The sequence below is a fragment of the Micromonospora sp. NPDC051227 genome (assembly GCF_044455385.1).
In the GTDB taxonomy this organism is placed as follows: domain Bacteria; phylum Actinomycetota; class Actinomycetes; order Mycobacteriales; family Micromonosporaceae; genus Micromonospora.
The window spans coordinates 416,111-433,144 of sequence record NZ_JBITET010000003.1 but is presented as its reverse complement, the minus strand read 5'-3'; the positions used below and the strand labels follow the sequence as shown (position 1 = coordinate 433,144).

Annotated in this window: 17 protein-coding genes, 1 tRNA gene and 1 riboswitch; of the genes, 10 read left to right on the top strand and 8 right to left on the bottom strand. The window is 69.8% G+C overall.

What is annotated here, in order from left to right; translation table 11 throughout:
* Window positions 1-90 precede the first annotated feature (90 nt).
* From ACIA47_RS10025 to ACIA47_RS10005, 5 genes are all read left to right on the top strand, one after another.
* Window positions 91-354 carry a cell division protein CrgA gene (locus ACIA47_RS10025; RefSeq protein ID WP_030331997.1) on the top strand — a complete coding sequence of 88 codons (264 nt, stop codon included), beginning with the start codon at window positions 91-93 and terminating at the stop codon, window positions 352-354.
* A 204-nt stretch (window positions 355-558) separates the two neighbouring features.
* Entirely contained in the window at window positions 559-2,757 is a 2,199-nt protein-coding gene (locus ACIA47_RS10020; RefSeq protein ID WP_203120640.1) for a (Fe-S)-binding protein, read from the top strand.
* A gap of 103 nt (window positions 2,758-2,860) precedes the next feature.
* A complete protein-coding gene (locus ACIA47_RS10015) occupies window positions 2,861-4,186 on the top strand; it encodes a hemolysin family protein (protein WP_238410867.1) in 1,326 nt (441 codons plus the stop codon).
* The gene (locus ACIA47_RS10010; protein ID WP_396706954.1) at window positions 4,179-5,180 is read left to right on the top strand and encodes a hemolysin family protein; all 1,002 of its coding nucleotides are present in this window, start codon (window positions 4,179-4,181) and stop codon (window positions 5,178-5,180) included. Before ACIA47_RS10015 ends, ACIA47_RS10010 begins: the two co-directional genes overlap by 8 nt.
* 167 nt (window positions 5,181-5,347) lie before the next feature.
* Window positions 5,348-6,361, top strand: a complete 1,014-nt coding sequence (locus ACIA47_RS10005) for an NlpC/P60 family protein (RefSeq protein WP_396706952.1) — start codon at window positions 5,348-5,350, stop codon at window positions 6,359-6,361.
* Between the two features lie 55 nt (window positions 6,362-6,416).
* On the opposite strand, the gene ACIA47_RS10000 is transcribed toward ACIA47_RS10005, so the two are convergent.
* Window positions 6,417-8,399, bottom strand: coding sequence for an N-acetylmuramoyl-L-alanine amidase (locus ACIA47_RS10000; protein ID WP_396706949.1), 1,983 nt, complete (start codon window positions 8,397-8,399; stop codon window positions 6,417-6,419).
* A gap of 235 nt (window positions 8,400-8,634) precedes the next feature.
* Window positions 8,635-8,770: riboswitch (cyclic di-AMP (ydaO/yuaA leader) on the top strand.
* Between the two features lie 13 nt (window positions 8,771-8,783).
* On the opposite strand from ACIA47_RS10000, the gene ACIA47_RS09995 reads away from it, so the two are divergent.
* On the top strand, window positions 8,784-9,824 hold the full coding sequence (locus ACIA47_RS09995) for an NlpC/P60 family protein (protein WP_203120634.1): 1,041 nt from the start codon (window positions 8,784-8,786) through the stop codon (window positions 9,822-9,824).
* A 72-nt stretch (window positions 9,825-9,896) separates the two neighbouring features.
* Here ACIA47_RS09995 and dcd read toward each other — a convergent pair whose 3' ends face one another.
* Window positions 9,897-10,475, bottom strand: a complete 579-nt coding sequence (gene dcd / locus ACIA47_RS09990) for a dCTP deaminase (protein WP_030332009.1) — start codon at window positions 10,473-10,475, stop codon at window positions 9,897-9,899.
* A 99-nt stretch (window positions 10,476-10,574) separates the two neighbouring features.
* On the opposite strand from dcd, the gene ACIA47_RS09985 reads away from it, so the two are divergent.
* Both ACIA47_RS09985 and ACIA47_RS09980 read left to right on the top strand, forming a co-directional pair.
* Entirely contained in the window at window positions 10,575-11,132 is a 558-nt protein-coding gene (locus tag ACIA47_RS09985) for a pyridoxamine 5'-phosphate oxidase family protein (protein WP_203120633.1), read from the top strand.
* Window positions 11,133-11,377: 245 nt separating this feature from the next.
* Window positions 11,378-11,451 (top strand) — tRNA-Gly (locus tag ACIA47_RS09980).
* Between the two features lie 101 nt (window positions 11,452-11,552).
* On the opposite strand, the gene ACIA47_RS09975 is transcribed toward ACIA47_RS09980, so the two are convergent.
* From ACIA47_RS09975 to ACIA47_RS09965, 3 genes are all read right to left on the bottom strand, one after another.
* A complete protein-coding gene (locus tag ACIA47_RS09975; protein ID WP_396706945.1) occupies window positions 11,553-11,732 on the bottom strand; it encodes a hypothetical protein in 180 nt (59 codons plus the stop codon).
* 27 nt (window positions 11,733-11,759) lie between these two features.
* Complete coding sequence (locus tag ACIA47_RS09970; protein WP_396706943.1) at window positions 11,760-12,698, bottom strand: LD-carboxypeptidase; 939 nt, start codon at window positions 12,696-12,698, stop codon at window positions 11,760-11,762.
* Between the two features lie 207 nt (window positions 12,699-12,905).
* Window positions 12,906-13,082 (bottom strand): hypothetical protein, encoded by a 177-nt coding sequence (locus ACIA47_RS09965; RefSeq protein WP_396706941.1) that lies wholly within the window; start codon window positions 13,080-13,082, stop codon window positions 12,906-12,908.
* Window positions 13,083-13,742: 660 nt separating this feature from the next.
* Between ACIA47_RS09965 and ACIA47_RS09960 the strand changes: the two genes are divergently transcribed.
* Entirely contained in the window at window positions 13,743-14,084 is a 342-nt protein-coding gene (locus tag ACIA47_RS09960; protein ID WP_396706939.1) for a VOC family protein, read from the top strand.
* Between the two features lie 25 nt (window positions 14,085-14,109).
* On the opposite strand, the gene ACIA47_RS09955 is transcribed toward ACIA47_RS09960, so the two are convergent.
* From ACIA47_RS09955 to ACIA47_RS09945, 3 genes are all read right to left on the bottom strand, one after another.
* Window positions 14,110-14,754: a dihydrofolate reductase family protein gene (locus ACIA47_RS09955; RefSeq protein WP_203120629.1), complete on the bottom strand. Its 645-nt coding sequence runs from the start codon at window positions 14,752-14,754 to the stop codon at window positions 14,110-14,112.
* Between the two features lie 33 nt (window positions 14,755-14,787).
* Window positions 14,788-15,492 carry a dihydrofolate reductase family protein gene (locus tag ACIA47_RS09950; RefSeq protein WP_396706935.1) on the bottom strand — a complete coding sequence of 235 codons (705 nt, stop codon included), beginning with the start codon at window positions 15,490-15,492 and terminating at the stop codon, window positions 14,788-14,790.
* 77 nt (window positions 15,493-15,569) lie between these two features.
* The gene (locus ACIA47_RS09945; RefSeq protein WP_396706933.1) at window positions 15,570-16,001 is read right to left on the bottom strand and encodes a hypothetical protein; all 432 of its coding nucleotides are present in this window, start codon (window positions 15,999-16,001) and stop codon (window positions 15,570-15,572) included.
* A gap of 108 nt (window positions 16,002-16,109) precedes the next feature.
* On the opposite strand from ACIA47_RS09945, the gene ACIA47_RS09940 reads away from it, so the two are divergent.
* Window positions 16,110-17,018: an LLM class flavin-dependent oxidoreductase gene (locus ACIA47_RS09940; RefSeq protein WP_203120627.1), complete on the top strand. Its 909-nt coding sequence runs from the start codon at window positions 16,110-16,112 to the stop codon at window positions 17,016-17,018.
* Window positions 17,019-17,034 lie beyond the last annotated feature (16 nt).

Sequence of the window (17,034 nt, the reverse complement as noted above, 5' to 3'; positions counted from 1 at the left end):
CGCTAGCTCTCGAACATTATTGGCCATGGACCGTCGCCCTCGCGCCCGGTTGTCAGGCCGGACGAGGTCGTCACCCCTCTGGAGAGCGCCGTGCCCAAGTCTCAGGTCCGTAAGAAGAAGGTGTACACCCCGCCGACGGACGTCCGTCCGACGACGACGGCGTCGTCGCGCAAGCCTAGCCCGGTGTGGTTGCCGGTCACCGCGGTCGCCTTGATCGTCGTCGGGATCGGCTGGCTGGTGCTCTACTACCTGTCCGAGCAGGAGTACCCGGTCATGGCGTGGGGTTACTGGAACCTCGCCGTCGGCTTCGGTGCGATGGTCGCCTCGCTGGCGTTGCTCTCCCGCTGGCGCTGATCTGTCCGACCGTCGCGTCGGCGATCCCACGTCACCCGTCGAGCCCCTGCCCGGCGGGATCGGGCGGGGCCCCCTATGGTGTGCGCAGGCAGCGCGGCCTACTGCGAGATGACTCACGTTACCGCTGGGTAACCTTCGCGTAGGCTGCATTGCATGACCGAGCGGAGCGAGGTCATCAGGCAGCAGACCGGGGAGGCCAACTCGATGGGCAGCGTCCAGATCGTCACCACGATCCTCGCGGCCGCCATCACCGCCGTGGCGGTGTGGCTTGCGGTACGTGCGGTCATGAAGATGACGGCCGTCATCCGGCTCGGGCAACCCGCTCCGGAGCGGTTCTCCGACAAGGGCGCCCGTACGAAGACCATGCTGGTGGAGACCGCCGGCCACACCCGGATGCTCAAGTGGGGCGTGGTCGGTGCGGCGCACTGGTTCGTGATGGTCGGTTTCATCGTGCTGTCGCTGCTGGTGCTCGAGGCGTACTTCGAGGTGGTCACCCCGACCGGCGGGCTGCCGATCATCGGGCACCTGACGATTTTCGGTCTGGCCACCGAGATCATCACCGTGCTGGGTCTGATCGGCATCCTGGTGCTGATGGTGATCCGACTGCGCAACCGGCCGACCCGGCCGGGTGGGCGGTCCCGGTTCACCGGCTCGACCATGTGGCAGGGCTACTTCGTCGAGTGGATCGTGCTGCTGGTCCTGATCTTCGGCCTGCTGATCCGCGGCTTCAAGGTCGCCACCGACCACTTCGAGTACCCGCTCTGGGCCACGCCGGTCAGCCACGCGGTCGGCGCGGTGCTGCCCGACTGGTCGGACGGGGCGAGCGTCGCCGCACTCATCAAGATCGTCATCTCGATGACCTGGCTGATCGTCATCTCGCTGAACGTCACGATGGGCGTCGCCTGGCACCGCTTCCTAGCATTCCCCAACATCTTCTTCAAGCGGGAGCCGGCCAAGCCGGCCGGCTCCGGTCTCGGCGCGCTGCGCCCGATGACGAGCCAGGGCAAGCCGCTCGACTTCGAGGAGGCGGACCCGGAGAAGGACCAGTTCGGCGTCGCCCACGTCGAGCAGTTCAGCTGGAAGGGCCTCCTGGACTTCAGCACCTGCACCGAGTGCGGTCGCTGCCAGTCGCAGTGCCCCGCCTGGAACACCGGCAAGCCCCTGTCGCCGAAGCTGCTGGTGCTCAGCCTGCGCGACCACGCGTACGCGAAGGCGCCCTACCTGCTGGCCGGCGGCGGCAAGGACCTGACCGGCGAGGAGAAGGCCACCCAGGCGCAGCTCGCCCACCTGGACGTGCTGGCCCTCGCCGAGGCGGACAAGCCGTTGATCGGCACCGCCGAGGAGGGCGGTGTCATCGACCCGGACGTGCTCTGGTCCTGCACCACCTGCGGCGCCTGCGTCGAGCAGTGCCCGGTGGACATCGAACACGTCGACCACATCGTCGACATGCGCCGCTACCAGGTGCTGATCGAGTCGAGCTTCCCCTCCGAGGCCGGGGTGATGCTGCGCAACCTGGAGAACAAGGGCAACCCGTGGGGCGCCCCGCAGAACACCCGCGAGGACTGGACCAAGGGCCTGGACTTCGAGGTGCCCCGGGTCGGCGAGGTGGACGACTTCGAGTACCTGTTCTGGGTCGGCTGCGCCGGCGCGTTCGAGGACCGGGCCAAGAAGACCACCCGCGCGGTGGCCACGCTGCTCAACGAGGCGGGCGTGAAGTTCGCGATCCTGGGCGAGGGCGAGACCTGCTCCGGCGACCCGGCGCGACGGATCGGCAACGAGTTCGTCTTCCAGATGCTCGCCCAGCAGAACGTGGAGACGCTGAACGAGGCGTTCGAGGGCCGGGACAAGGCCAAGCGCAAGATCGTCGCGACCTGCCCGCACTGCTTCAACACCCTGGGCAACGAGTACGGGCAGCTCGGCGGGGAGTTCGAGGTGGTCCACCACACCCAACTGCTCGCGCACCTGGTCGCCACCGGCAAGCTCACGCCGGTGCAGCCGGTCGACGGCGGCGTCACCTACCACGACCCCTGCTACCTGGGTCGGCACAACCGCGTCTTCGCGGCCCCCCGCGAGGTGCTCGGCGACGCCATCGCGGGCGATCTGACCGAGATGCCGCGGAACAGCGAACGCTCCTTCTGCTGCGGAGCTGGCGGCGCCCGGATGTGGATGGAAGAGAAGATCGGCAAGCGGATCAACGTGGACCGCGTCGAGGAGGCCATGGCCACCGGCGCGAAGACGGTCGCGGTCGGCTGCCCGTTCTGCTCGACCATGCTCAACGACGGGGTCAACGGTAAGGGTGCCGGCGAACAGGTCGAGGTGATCGACGTGGCCAGCGTGCTGCTCCGCTCGGTCAAGCCCGAGCAGCCGCAGGGTGGCAAGGAGACCGCGCCGATCGGCGGCTGAGACGCGTACCCCTGGGATCTGTTCATCGACGGCGGCGGCCCCTGAGGGCCGCCGCCGTCGTGCAAGAATCTCGCCGAGGTGAGGCGACATCGACGGCCTACTCTTGACGACGCTGTTGCCCCTGGTCGGCTTCGTAGCCCTGACCGCGGGCAACGCGTTCTTCGTCGCGGCCGAGTTCGCCCTGGTCACTGTCGACCGGGCGGAGATCGACAGACGGGCCGCCGCGGGCGACCAGGCCGCCCTGACGGTACGCACAGCGCTGCGTGAACTCTCCTTCCAGCTCTCCGGGGCGCAGCTCGGCATCACCATCACCGCGCTGCTCACCGGCTACCTGGCCGAGCCGGCCCTGGCCCGGCTCTTCACCCCGCTGTTGCGCCCGCTGGCCGGAGACAGCACCGAGCGGCTCACCCCGTTCCTCGCGTTGGCCCTGGCCACGCTGATCTCCATGCTCTTCGGCGAGTTGGTGCCGAAGAACGCGGCGCTGGCCCGGCCCATGCCGGCGGCGCTGGCCACGGCCGGCCCGATGCACACCTTCTCCCGGACGTTCGGCTGGGTGATCCGGGGGTTGAACGGCTCGGCGAACCGACTGGTCCGGGCGCTCGGCGTGGAGCCGCAGGAGGAGTTGGCAAGCGCCCGCTCGCCGGAGGAGTTGGGCCTGCTGGCGGGCATCTCGGCGCGGGCCGGCGCGCTGCCCACCGACACCGCGATGCTGCTTCGCCGCACCATCCGCTTCGGTGACAAACGGGCCGCGGAGGCGATGACCCCCAGGGTGGACGTGGTAGCGCTACGGGCCACCGCCACAGTGGCGGAGCTGCTGGAGGAGTCGCGGCGGACCGGGCGGACCCGGTTCCCCGTGTACGAGGAGACCCTGGACCTGGTGACCGGTGTGGCCGGTGTGCCCGACGCGCTGGGGGTGCCGCTGGCCGACCGCGCGTCGACCCGGGTCGGCTCGGTGGCCCGCGAGCCGGTGTACGTGCCGGAGAGCCTGAACCTGGACGGTGTCCTGGCCGCGCTGAAGGCGGCCGGGGCCGACCTGGCCATCGTGGTCGACGAGTACGGCGGCACGGACGGCGTGGTGACCGTCGAGGACCTCGTCGAGGAGTTGGTCGGAGAGATCGCCGACGAGTTCGACCCGGCGAGCGTGGACGACCACGGGTCGGCCGAGCTGACAGTGCCGGGCGGTGAGCGCACAGTGCTGGTCGACGGTGTGCTCCGCTCCGACGAGTTGGCCGAGCAGACCGGCTTCCGGCTGCCCGAGGGGCCGTACGAGACCCTGGCCGGGTTCCTGATGGCCCAGCTCGGGCACATCCCGCTCGCCGGCGAGACGGTCGAGACGGACGGCTGGGAGTTCACAGTGGTCGAGGTGGAGCGGCACCGGATCGAGCAGGTTCGGGTGTTGCGCCCGGCGGATCCGGACGACGATGACTGAGCTGCTGGTGACCGTGCTGCTGCTGCTCGGCAACGGGTTCTTCGTGGGCAGCGAGTTCGCGCTCATCGCGTCCCGCCGGACGGTGATCGAGCCGCTGGTCGCCGGTTCGAAACGCGCCCGCTGGGCGTTGTCGGCGATGAACCAGATCCCGCTGATGATCGCTGGCGCGCAGCTCGGCATCACGGTCTGCTCGTTGGGTCTGGGCGCGATCGCCGAACCGGCCCTGGCTCACCTGCTGGAGCCGCCGTTCCACGCGGCCGGCCTCCCGGAGCGGGCGGTGCACCCGGTGGCGTTCGTGCTGGCACTGGGCGTGGTGGTCTTTCTGCACACGGTCGTCGGTGAAATGGTGCCGAAGAACATCACGCTTGCCGGTCCGGAGGTCTCCGCGCTCTGGCTCGGCCCGGCGATGCTGGCATTCTGTGTGGCCACCAAACCGTTGTTGCTCGCGATGAAATGGGCGGCCCGGCGGGTGCTCGCGTTCTGGCGGATCGAGGCGTCCGAGGCGGTGAAGACGGTGTTCACCGCCGAGGAGTTGGCCGGTTTGGTCTCCCAGGCGCGGACCGAGGGGCTGCTCGACGCGGAGCAGCACGCCCGGATCACCGGCGCGCTGGCCCTGCACGCCCGGACGGCGGCGGACGCGCTGCAACCGTGGTCGACGGTGGTGACGGTGGCCGAGGACGTCTCGCCGGCGTCACTGGAGGTGCTGGCGACCCGGACCGGCCGGTCCCGGTTCCCGGTGGTGCAGCGGTCGACCCGTCGGGTGCTCGGCTTTGTGCACGTCAAGGACGTGCTCGGATACGCCGGGCAGGGTCGCCGGTCCCCAGTGCCGGCCGACGTCTACCGGCCGCTGGCGGTGGTGCCGCCGGAGCGTACGCTGGCCGACCTGCTGCTGGCGATGCGTCGCGAACGGCGGCACATGGTGCTGGTCAGTGACGGGCGGCGCCCACTCGGTGTGGTCACTCTTGACGATGTATTGACCGCAATCGTTGGGTGATGGACCAATACCCTTGGTGTGCAAGCGGTTGCACGACAGTGATGGTTACCGCGCTCGCCTTGATTACCGCCCGCAGCTTCCCTAATGTGGGGCACCGACCGCTGTGGGTCGTCTGCCTCGGCCCTTCCCTCACGCGAGGCGCCCGGCGGTCGGTTGCAAAGGAGTCGGTGCCGGTGGCAACCATGCCCCCTCATCGTCACGACCTGAACGCGTCTGCTCGCTCTGGTGGCCTGCGTCGCGTCGCGCACCGGGTGTTGATCCTGGTCGCCGCCGCGGCGGTCGGCGCCGGTCTGCTGACCGCGCCGGCACATGCCGCGCCCACGGTCGACGAGATCGAGGCGCAGATCGACAAGAAGTGGGAGCAGTTGGAGCCCACCATCGAGCAGTACAACAAGGTCCGGGCGCAGCTGAAGGTCAACCGGCAGAAGTCGGCGAACCTGCAGAAGAAGATCGAGCCGCTGGCGCTGCAGAGCGAGCTGGCGCTCAACCGGGTCGGCGACCTCGCGTCCCGCTACTACATCTCCGGCCCGTCGCACGACATCGGCGCGCTCCTGGTCAGCGCCAAGCCGGACACGCTCACCGAGCAGCTCACCATCCTCGACCGGCTCGCTTCGCAGGAGCGCAAGGAGGTCGAGGGTGTGCTGGCCGTGCGGGCCAAGTACGACGGCGAGAAGCAGAAGCTGGACGCGCTGATCGTCACCCAGACCAAGCAGCAGAACGAGTTGGCGGCGAAGAAGAAGCAGATCGACGGCGAGATCAAGCAGCTCGAGGCGTCGATGCCCAAGACGACCGTCAAGACCGCGGCCTGCCCGACCATCAACGGGGTGGTCAGCGCGGCGGCCCGTACCGCGATCAGGACCGCCTGCGGCAAGGTCGGCAAGCCGTACGTCTGGGGTGCCACCGGCCCGAACTCGTTCGACTGCTCGGGGCTGACCCAGTACGCCTACAAGGCGGCCGGGATCTACCTCACCCACCACACGGGTGACCAGTGGAACGAGGGCAAGGCCATCTCGCGAGGCGATGCCCGCCCCGGTGACCTGGTCTTCTTCTTCTCGGGCCTGAGTCACGTCGGGCTGTATCTGGGTAACAACCAGATGGTGCACGCGCCACGTGCCGGTAAGCCGGTGCAGGTTTCCAGCATCAACACAATGCCCGTCGCCGGGTTCCGCAGACCCGGCTGATCCACCTCGCGCGACACGACGGCCCCCGGTCACCGACCGGGGGCCGTCGTGGTTGTCAGCGGGGCGCGCCCAACGGGGACGGCAACAGCTGTACGTCGGCGAGGTCGACGTACATGATCCGGTGGCCGAACTGGATCTGCGCGTAGCGGTTCTTGCCGCGAATCACCGTCCAGTCGCCGGGTGACGAGCCGTCGAACGTGCTGGCCCGGTAGTACTCGCCGGCCAGCACCGCGCCGACGGCGTACCGTTGCCCGGCGGCCAGGGTGTACTGGAGTGGCGAGATCGTCTGGTATGGCACCCCGTCCGGGTACGCCGACTGCTCCGGGTACGCCCGTCCGTAGACCGGAATGGTGGCCCGGCCGGGCTTCGGCGTGGCCACCACGCCGACGGTCCAACTGGCGGTCGGCGCGGACGGCGGGTTGTGGAACCAGGCCCGCTGCCCGAGGTACCAGATCGCCGTCCAGTCGCCCTGCCGCCCGGCCAGCGCGTACGTCTGCCCGGCGGATGCCCGGGCCCCGTGGTCCGACACGGCCATCGTGTTCGGGGTGCCGTCCGGGCGGAGCGCGATGTCGTTGACCAGCGGCGCGTCCGCGGACGGTGCGCTGCGCAGCACGACCGCCGAGGAGCCGCGCGGCGCGCACGGCACACCCGCTGTGACGCAGCCGGTGAACGCCGGCTGGTTGGTGGCGTAGTCCGGGTCGATCCGGACCAGCCCGGTGGCCGGGGTGCCGGTGTCCAGTCGAGGGGCGTGCAGCAGGTCGAAGTAGTGCGTCCAGTCCCAGTACGGGCCCGGATCCCAGTGCATTCCCCGCACTGTCGAGGCGATGGTGCCGGGGACGTTGTCGTGGCCGATGATGTGTTGACGGTCCAGTGGGATGCCCAGCCGCAGCGCCAGGTGCCGGACCAGCTTCGCCGAGGTCCGGTACATCGCCTCGGTGTACCAGGTCCCCTGTGCCGCGAAGCCCTCGTGTTCCAGCCCGATCGACTTCGCGTTGACGTACCAGTTGCCGGCGTGCCAGCCGACGTCCTTGGTCAACACGTGCTGGGCGATGTGCCCGTCGACGGAGCGCAGCGAGTAGTGCCAGCTCACGTAGGTCGGATCCTGGACGAGTTGCAGGGTCGTCGCCCAACTCGCCTCGGTGTCGTGAATGACGATGTACTCGATTTTCTGCCGCGCGGGTCGGTCGGAGAGGTCGTGGTTGCCGTAGTCCCCGTCGCCGAACGCCTCGTAGGGCGCCGGGATCCACTCGCAGGAGATGGTGCGGGGGCACTCCACCCCGTCCGGGCGGGCCAGGCGGCGCAGGCCCAGCCGGTCCAACCAGGAACGCTCGGGCCGCACCGCGCGAGCCGGCAGGGTGACCCGCTGGCCGTCGTCGGTCACCCGGGACTGGCCCGCGCCGATGGTGGTGAAGACCTCGTCGGCGAAGGCCGCCGCGGCGTCGGCGCTGTCCGCGCCGGAGTAGCGGGCCACCGCGCCGTACCAGGCCGCCGGGTCGGTGCCGGCGCCGACCGGCGCGCCCAGATCCCTCTGGTACGCGCTGAGCAGCGCGGCCCCACCCCGGATGTTGAGGCCCGCGTCGGTGCGCAGTGCCTCGGGGGTGACGCCGGTCAGCGTGGCGGCGGCGTCCACGGTCTGCAACGCGGCGGTGGAGGGTGCGGGGGCCTCGACCAGCCGGGGCGCGGGCGCCCGGGCGGGACGGGAGTCGTCGCCGCGTGGGTCCTCGGCACCGGCGTCGTGGTGACCGCGTACGGGTAGGGCGGCGACGTGCCGCGCGTCGGTCAGGTGCATCGGGCCGTAGCCGCCACTGGTGCTCGGTGTGCCGGCGTTGGTGTCCCAGCGCGACTCCAGGTAGGAGACGCCGAGCAGCACGACGGTCGGCACCCCGTACTCGGTGGCCGCGGCGGCGTACTGCTGCTGGCGGTCGGTGGTGGGCGCGGCGGCGGCCGGGCCGACCGAGAGTGGCACCGTTGTCGCGGCGGCGACCACGGTGGTGGCGAGCAGCGCACGCCAGCCGGTCGACAGGGTTGGATGGTGCATCGAACCCCCTAGATTCTCGCGAAGTGAGGTCAGGTCACCATCGCGCCGTCCGGGAGGTCACGTCAATACCTTTCCATCTATCGAAGCAAGCGGAAAGAATTCTTCACACACGGTCGGTCACGTCGTCCAATCCGTACGGAGTGTCACGGCCGCACGGGTTGCGGATCGGTAACAAGCGTCTCTACTCTGGTCATTCGTCGGCCCGACAGCAGCTCCGCCCAGCCCGGGCGGTAACGGACCGACACCGCCGAGTCGTTTCCGAACGAACCGGGGACCCAGGTCCCTCGGGGTGAATCCGCAGCCACTGCGGTAGGGCGCCGACTTCCCGCCCGAACCCGTCAGCTAACCCGGTAGGCGGTCAGGAAGAAGGAGTACGGAACCCCGGTGGCACTCCATGCCCCGCGGCCGTCGTCCGAGCGGTCGGCGTCAGCCGGCCCGGCGTCGATCGTGCCGCGTCCACGCTGGTCCCGCTTCACCACCGCACTCGCCGCGCTGGCCGGCCTCGCCGTCGTTCTGACCGGCAGTGCCACGGCGGCCCACGCCGACCCCTCCGTCGCCGAGATCGAGCGCCAGATCGACGCCGACTGGAACAAGCTCGAACCGATCATCGAACGGCACAACGCCACCCGCACCGACCTCGCCGCGAAGCGCAAGCAGGCCGACGCACTGGCCGCCCGCATCACTCCGCTTGAGCGCCAGGTCGACGCCGCGATGGACAAGGTCAGCGCCCTGGCCGTGCGCGCCTACAAGGGCGAGAACGTCTCGACCGTCAACGCCGTGCTGGGCAGCCGGTCGCCCAGCGAGGTGGTCGGCCAGCTCGAAATGCTCGACCGCTTCGCGCACAACCAGCAGAAGGACGTGCGCCAGGTGGCCGACCTGCGCGACCAGTTGGCCGCGCAGAAGGCGCCGCTGGACGAGATGGTGGCCCAGCTGACCCGCACCGAGGCTCAGCTGGCGGCGAAGAAGAAGCAGATCAACGACGAGATCGACCGCCTGCAGAAGCTGCGACTCAAGGTGTACGGCAGCGGCGGCGGCGGTCCGTTGCGCCCGGCCCCCTGCCCGGGTAGCTACCCCGGCGGCGCCGCGGGCACGGCTGTCAAGTTCGCCTGCGCGCAGATCGGCAAGCCCTACGTCTGGGGTGCCGAGGGTCCGAACTCGTACGACTGCTCCGGGCTGATGCTGGCCGCCTGGGCGAAGGCTGGCGTGTCGCTGCCGCACAACGCCGCCGCGCAGAGCCGCGTCACCAAGAACGTCAGCAGGGGTGACCTCCGCCCCGGCGACCTGGTCTTCTACTACAGCGACATCCACCACGTCGGCATGTACGTCGGCGGCGGCTGGGTGGTACACGCCTCGCAGGCCGGTCAGCCGGTCAAGATGAAGAAGGTCGACGACGGCCCGATCCACAGCTACGGCCGCCCGGGCTGACCCGGATGACCGAAGGGCCCGTCGCGATCCGTCGCGGCGGGCCCTCGTCGTCCTGGTCCTAGCGGGTGGGCGTCAGCGGGTTGGCCAGGTGCGCCAGTGCTGCCAGGCGCGGCTGGGTGTCGGCCCCCGCTGGCCCTGGTAGCGCGAGCCGTAGACCACCGAGCCGTACGGGTGCTCGGCCGGCGAGGAGAGCCGGAAGATGCAGAGCTGCCCGATCTTCATGCCCGGCCACAGGGTGATCGGCAGGTTCGCCACGTTCGAGAGTTCCAGCGTCACGTGACCGGAGAAGCCCGGGTCGATGAAGCCGGCGGTGGAGTGCGTGAGCAGCCCGAGCCGGCCCAGGGAGCTCTTGCCCTCCAGTCGGCCGGCGAGCTGGTCACCCAGCGAGATGACCTCCAGCGTCGAGGCGAGCACGAACTCCCCCGGGTGCAGCACGAACGGCTCGCCGTCGGGGACCTCGACCGCCGAGGTCAGGTCGTCCTGCTGCATGGCGGGATCGATGTGGGTGTAGAGGTGGTTGTTGAAGACCCGGAACAGCCGGTCGAGTCGGACGTCGATGCTGGACGGTTGGACCAAAGTGGGCTCGAACGGCTCCAGGCCCAGCGTGCCGGCCTTGATCTCGGAGACCAGGTCGCGGTCGGAGAGCAGCATCGGACCACCATAGCCGCGTTGCCAAAAGTTGCCGGATTCGGTGCCGGTGACCAGCGCGTCGAGGTCGCTGCTCGTACATTTGTTCGATAGAATGCCCACATGGCTTCCTGGTCCGAATTCGCCGCCGACGAGCCCCGACTCGCCGACGGGATCCGCGTTCTCCTCCAGCAGTACGGGCCGGGCTTCGGCTATCTGGCCACGGTCCGTGCCGACGGCGGGCCCCGCGTCCATCCGGTCTCCCCGGTCATCACCGCCGAGGGGCTGTTCTGCTTCATCATCGACTCGCCCAAGCGCCGCGACCTCGAACGTGACGGCCGTTACGCGCTGCACTCGTTCCCTGCTGAGGAGAGCGACGACGAGGCGTACGTGGCGGGGCGCGCCCGTCCGGTGACCGATCCGGTCCGGGTGGCGCAGCTGGCGCAGAGTGCCCGGGCCGAGCCGCAGGTCGACTGGCGGCTCTTCGAGTTCACCGTCGACGTGGCCATGCTCACCCGCCGCGAGCAGCACATCGCTGGCATTCCGGGCCTCGCGCCCGGTCGGCCGGCAGTTCGGGTCTGGCTCGACCCAAACGCCCCGTCGGCGGTGGCCTCGCCCCTCGCCGTCCCGCAGGCGCGCCCGACCCGCCTCAGCCGTGACGTCCAGTGCACTGCCGCCTGACCACCGCCGGAAGATCATCGGTGCCGGCTCCGTCGTAACGGAGCCGGCACCGGGGCGTACGCACCGACCCGCCGGCCGCGTGATCAACTCGACTTCAATGAAGTCGCGGTGTCCCGGCGCTCCGGATGCCCCGACTTCCAGCAAGCCGAGTGGATCAACCCGGGCGGTGCGGTACGCGGACACCTGCGGCCGGCGGGGGGACCTGGGTGCAGAGGCTCGACGACTCGGGTACAGTGGTGCCGCTTGCGGGTGTAGTTCAATGGCAGAACATCAGCTTCCCAAGCTGACAGTGCGGGTTCGATTCCCGTCACCCGCTCCACTGCGAAGGCCCTGGCCAGGACGAGAGTCCCCGTCAGGGCCTTCGACGTTCAGGGTCAAACGGTCAGGCACCGTGCCATCAGCCGCTGCTTCGCCCGGTCGTCAATTCCCCTCGAAGCCCCGGTACGTTCCGGACTCGTCGGCGGCGTCGACGAAGGTCGCGCTGTAGCAGCACTCCCACCGGCGAAACTCTTCCTTGACGGCCTCCCAGGCGCTGTCGTCGGTGAAGTCGGTTCGGAGCACGAGCGATGCGAGGTCGTCGGGTTGCGGCAGAGGAGGCACGACGAAGATCCTCCACCCCGCCAGGCCCTATCGGTAGTCGGCGAAGATGCGGCGTTCCACACCATCGACGGTGACCGGGCCGCCATGGGGGAGGATCCACTGTGGTCTGGTGTGGCCGAATGGGACCCCGACGCAGACGACCGCCTCGGGGTTGTAGCGGGTCACCACGTCGACGACAGTGTCGCGCTGCTGCTCGCGCAGGCGCGCCCGATCCGCGGCCGGGGGGCGACGGGTGTGGTCGGAGACCGGCGGACGGGCGACCAGGACCGCGTCGATGGCGCTGAGGAGACCGCGTTCACCCAGTGATCGGACGATCCAGCCGACCTCGCGGGCGGGGAGAAGCTCCTCCGACGTCTCGATGATCAGCACCCCGCCGTGCAGGACCTCCGGGGGGAACGGGAAGCGTCCCGCCGTCAGGATCCACTGGATGACTTCCAGGCAGCCACCCCAGGTGGGGCCGGTGACTGCGCGGGACGGCCCGTACCAGCTCCACGGCTCCGTCGGTTCGCGCTCTCCGAAGGACTTCAACGCCTGTGGGTCCGCCCAGTCGATGCCGATGTCCTCGGACTCACCCGGGTCGGTGATCTCCAGCCGTTCCCCGGTGAGTAGTGCCGCTCGCAGCGACCGGACGTGGATGTCGTCGACGGCAGGCCCGGGGCCGAGGTGCACCTGGGAGGATCCGCCGTAGAAACTGGCGATGCCGAGGCCCCAGAGCCAGTGGTGCAGGTTGGTGTTGTCGCTGGTGCCGAGGAACGGCTTCGGGTCGGCTCGGGCCAGGTCGGCGTCCAGGTGGGGGATGACCGTGATCTGGTCGTCGCCGCCGACGACGGCGAGAATGCCGCGTACCTGGGGATCCGCGAAGGCGGCGTTGATGTCCGCCGCCCGCGCTGCCGCGCTCGCGCCCACCTGGCGGGTGGTGGGATATTCGACCGGAACGAGGCCGGTCAGGTCAGCAAGCCGCCGCATGGCCTGCTCGTGGACTCCGGGATAGGCACCGGCCGCAGCGAAGGACGGTGAGAGGACCGCGAGGTGATCCCCCGGGCGTGCCTTCCGAGGACGAACAAGCTCATGCTTCATGTCGAGATCCAACAGGTGCGCGAGCCCGTACGCATCTGATTTCGGGCCGCTGTGAACGCGCACGCCTGAGGCGTTTCAGCACGAGCGCGTGGATGCCTAGTTCGTTCTCTGGGCGGCGAAGTAGGGCTCGGCCGCCTCCAGTCGGGCCACCTCCATGCCCAGCCTGCGTGCCTCCGCCAGGGTGTCGCGGCAGACCGCGCGCAGTTCCTCGGGGTTGGCGTGGGCCTCCATGACCAGGCGCATCGGCGGGAAGTGCCTGAACAGCCAGGCCATCGCCGGTGCTGCCAGCCAGACGGGCGCAGTGAAAGGAAGTAGCTCGCTGCGGTGCCGCCGCAGATCTGAACGAAGTGGATCGACAGCCAACCACGGAAGTCGGAGTTCTCCTGGAGCCTGAACCCCGCCTCGCGAAACACCTGACGCACGGCCCGCTCGCGCTCGGTCGGCGGCCGGTCGAGAGTGCCGACGAAGACCACGGGCAGCAGAGCCCCATGCAGCACACCGTCGTCGCCGAAACCGCGGGAAAGCCCCAGGCCACCTGATCGGCGGGAAGGTGTTCGGTAGCGGTCAGCGGCTCGACCCACAGGTTGTTGAAGATGAGCACGCTGGCCTTCCCCACGCGCGGTCCCAGGAAGGCCGCGGCCTCCGCGAAGCCGTAGTGCTGCACGCTCAGCACGATCAGATCGAAGTCATGGTCCGGCTCCAGCGACTCGCGGTAGCGCACCGGCCACCTCTCGGCGACGCGCTTCCCCCACGGCCGTCGCCGGGCGTCGAGCAGATCAAGATCAATGGCATTGCCGTACGCCGCCGCCCGCCCTGGCCGGACATGGAACTCGACATGGTGCCCGGGGATCGACCGTGGTAGTTCCTGCCGGACCTCGCACCGGCTAGGGTCCGGCTTGGAGGTGGTCCGTGTTCACCGAAGCCTTTCCGATCGTGACGACACCTGACCTGCCACGACTGATCACGTTCTACCGGGACGTGCTCGGCTTCGAGCTGACCTACCGGTTCCCGGACGAGGGTGCCCCGGAGTTCGTCGCTCTGCGGCTGGGCGGCAGCGAGCTCGGCCTGGCCGCCAACCCGGAGGCTGGCGGGCCGGCCGACTCGCACCGCTGGGAGTTGTGCGTCTACGCCGACGACTGCGACGCAGCCGTGGGCGCGCTGCGCACGGGTGGGGCGACAGTCACCGAGGAGCCGGTCGACCAGCCCTGGGGCGAGCGGTCCGCGCGGGTCACCGACCCCGACGGCAACCGGTTGCTGGTGCTGGCCCGGCTCTAGACGACAGTGCCGGGGAGGAGGTCGGTCATCGCCTCCAGAACAGAAGATGGGTGACTCCGCTGGGGCTGGGCACCGACTCGAGGTGGAAGCGGTCGAGCAGTTCGTCGGGGCTGGCCCACAGCCGCTCGCCCCGATGAAGGTCGACGGGCGCGACGGCGATGTGCATCGTGTCGACCAGATCGGCCTCGATGAACTCGCGGATGGTGGCGACCCCACCACCGAGGCGTACGTCCCGACCGTCGGCTGCCTGCTTCGCCTCGGCCAGTGCCTCGGGCGGGCTGACATCGCGGAAGTGGAACGTGGTGTCGGACAGGCTGAACGACGGGCGCACGTGGTGGGTGAGCACGAAGACCGGCGTGTGAAACGGCGGGTTGTCACCCCACCAGCCCTGCCACTCATGGTCCTTCCAGGGACCGCGCTGGGGGCCGAACTTGTTGCGGCCCATAATTTCCGCGCCGATGTTGCACTCGGCGTCGCGGGTCAGGTAGTCGTCCAGGCCACGGCTGCCGCCCGGCTCGGTGCGATACACGAAGCTGGCGGTGGCAGCACGCCAGGAGAACAGTGGGGTGGGGTCCGCGTGACCGAAGGGCCGTTCCAGGCTCTGCCCTTCTCCGGTCCCGAATCCGTCGCGCGAAACGTTGAAGCACTGCACCCGCAACAGTTGCGCCATGGTGTCTCCTCCTTCCTTCGAATGGGCCGTGATTCAGTTCGCGGTCACCGTCGGGCCGCCTCCGCTGCCCCGGTCGTCGAGCACGAGCGGTGCGCGGCCGCGCACCGCGTACCGGATGTGGGTCACCTGTGGGGTGGCAAGGACGCGGGTCGGCGACAGCTCGATCCCCTCCCGGTCGCCCAGGTCGAGGTCCGCGTCGAAGAGCCGCAGGCCGGTGCCGAGCACGACCGGTACGACGTGCAGCTCCAACTCGTCGAGTAGACCGGCCTTGAGCACCTGCCGCACCAGGCTGCCGCCTCCGGCCACTGCGACGTCCTTGCCGCCGGCCACGGCGCGCGCCTGCTCGACGGCACTGGCCACGCCATCGGTGACGTAGGTGAAGCTGGTGCCCCCTCCCCTCAGCAGCCGCTGGCGGGGGCGGTGGGTGACGACGAAGACCGGTGCGCGAAACGGCGGCTCCTCACCCCAGGGGATCTCACCCCCGTCGGCCATCCGGCGCCCCATCACGTACGCGCCGGCCGCGCCGAACGACTCGGCGATCACCTCGGAGTTGGTGTCCTGCTCCCCGCCGGCAAAGCCCTGCCGTTCCCGCCAGGCCGCCGCCTCGGTCGCCCACCGGGTGACCCGGAAGAACTTTGCGCTCTCCGCCGAGTCCATCCAGTTGCCGTTCCCGTCGAACTGTGGGCCGGCGTAGAAGCCGTCCACCGACACCGACAGTTGTGCGGTCACCTTCGTCATCGCGCTCTGGTCCTCTCCTCGGGCGACACCCCGCCTGGGTGCCGCTCCCCGAGGGGTCGGAGCCGAACGCGATGTCCCTACCGGGAAGAAGTGTGACGCGTGCCACTCATTGGCTCGGTCAGGTACCAGGTCCCGGCGTGTTCCGGGTCGCGTGACCAGCGCATCCGGGCCCTTTCCTCCGGGCGGGGGCTCCAGTCCCGGTAGGGCGCGAGGGCCACCCGCCAGGCGATCACCGCGAAGAAGTAGAGGCCCGGGCCGACCAGCCAGAGCAGGGCGTCGCGTCGCCGATAGGAGGCGTACGGCGCCAGCCACGCGGTCGCCGCCATCGGCAGCGCGACCGCGCTGAGGTCCGCGAGCGGCCCGCGGCCGAACCGGGCCTCGATCAGCTCGCGGAGAACGAGGGACGGGACGAGCACCCCGACCAGCAACGCCACCGTGCGGATCATGCGGACCCGACGCGCCCGGCGATCCGGGGATACGCGGTCAGCAGCAGCTCCTTCGGTGGGCATCCCCGGAGGGTACGGGCTGGCCGCAACGGTGGATCTAGGACTTCCGGTCGGCGAAGGTGTTCCGGCCGCTGGCCCGGTCCCCTGCATGGACGTGACGCTAGGGCGCGGATGTCCGGCCCGACTAGGGTGGCGATCATGCGGATTGGCATCGTGATCCTGCCGGACCAGCGGTGGGCGGAGTCGCAGCGTCGCTGGCGGCAGGTCGACGAGTGGGGCTTCGACCACGCCTGGACATACGACCACCTGGGTTGGCGTGACCTGGTCGACGGCCCGTGGTTCGACTCGATGGCCACGCTGACCGCGGCCGCCACGGTGACCTCGCGGATTCGACTGGGCACCCTCGTGGCGTCGCCGAACTTCCGGCACCCGGCCGCGTTCGCCCGGCAGATCACCACCGTGGACGACGTCTCCGGCGGCCGCCTGCTGCTCGGTCTGGGAGCGGGTGGCATCGGCTTCGACTCGGCGGTGCTGGGTGGTGAGACGCTGCCGCCGCGTCAGCGGGTCGACCGGTTCGCCGAGTTCACCGAGTTGTTGGACCTGATCCTGCGGGAGGACGGCACCACCTGGCGTGGCGACTGGTTCGCCGCGGTGGATGCCCGCAACAACCCCGGCTGCGTGCAGCAGCCTCGGGTGCCGTTCGTGGTGGCCGCCAACGGGCCACGGTCGATGCGGTTGGTGGCACGCTTCGGTCAGGGCTGGGTGACCACCGGCACCGGTGACGACAACGACCTGGCGGGCTGGTGGGCCAGTGTGTCGGCGCTGTCCGCGCGGATGGACCGGACCCTGGACGAGGCCGGCCGCGACCCGGCCACTCTGGACCGCTACCTCTCGCTGGACGCGGCGCCGGTCTTCTCGCTCAGCAGCGCACAGTTCTTCGCCGATCAGGTCGGCAGGGCCGCCGAGTTGGGCTTCACCGACGTGGTGACGCACTGGCCGCGCGCCAGCAGTTGGTACGCCGGTGACGAGGCCATCCTGGTGGACGTGGCGACGCGGTTGCTGCCACAACTACGCGGCTGAGGCCGCCACACCGAGC

Excerpts from the sequence above, each read along its gene's own strand:
- ACIA47_RS10020 (WP_203120640.1), top strand. The coding sequence starts at position 559 with ATGGGCAGCGTCCAGATCGTCACCACGATCCTCGCGGCCGCCATCACC.
- ACIA47_RS10010 (WP_396706954.1), top strand. The coding sequence starts at position 4,179 with ATGACTGAGCTGCTGGTGACCGTGCTGCTGCTGCTCGGCAACGGGTTC.
- ACIA47_RS10000 (WP_396706949.1), bottom strand. The coding sequence starts at position 8,399 with ATGCACCATCCAACCCTGTCGACCGGCTGGCGTGCGCTGCTCGCCACC.
- dcd (WP_030332009.1), bottom strand. The coding sequence starts at position 10,475 with ATGCTGCTCTCCGACCGCGACCTGGTCTCCGAGATCAAGGCCGGCACG.
- ACIA47_RS09985 (WP_203120633.1), top strand. The coding sequence starts at position 10,575 with ATGGCTTCCTGGTCCGAATTCGCCGCCGACGAGCCCCGACTCGCCGAC.
- ACIA47_RS09970 (WP_396706943.1), bottom strand. The coding sequence starts at position 12,698 with ATGCGGCGGCTTGCTGACCTGACCGGCCTCGTTCCGGTCGAATATCCC.
- ACIA47_RS09965 (WP_396706941.1), bottom strand. The coding sequence starts at position 13,082 with ATGGCCTGGCTGTTCAGGCACTTCCCGCCGATGCGCCTGGTCATGGAG.
- ACIA47_RS09955 (WP_203120629.1), bottom strand. The coding sequence starts at position 14,754 with ATGGCGCAACTGTTGCGGGTGCAGTGCTTCAACGTTTCGCGCGACGGA.
- ACIA47_RS09950 (WP_396706935.1), bottom strand. The coding sequence starts at position 15,492 with ATGACGAAGGTGACCGCACAACTGTCGGTGTCGGTGGACGGCTTCTAC.
- ACIA47_RS09945 (WP_396706933.1), bottom strand. The coding sequence starts at position 16,001 with ATGCCCACCGAAGGAGCTGCTGCTGACCGCGTATCCCCGGATCGCCGG.
- ACIA47_RS09940 (WP_203120627.1), top strand. The coding sequence starts at position 16,110 with ATGTCCGGCCCGACTAGGGTGGCGATCATGCGGATTGGCATCGTGATC.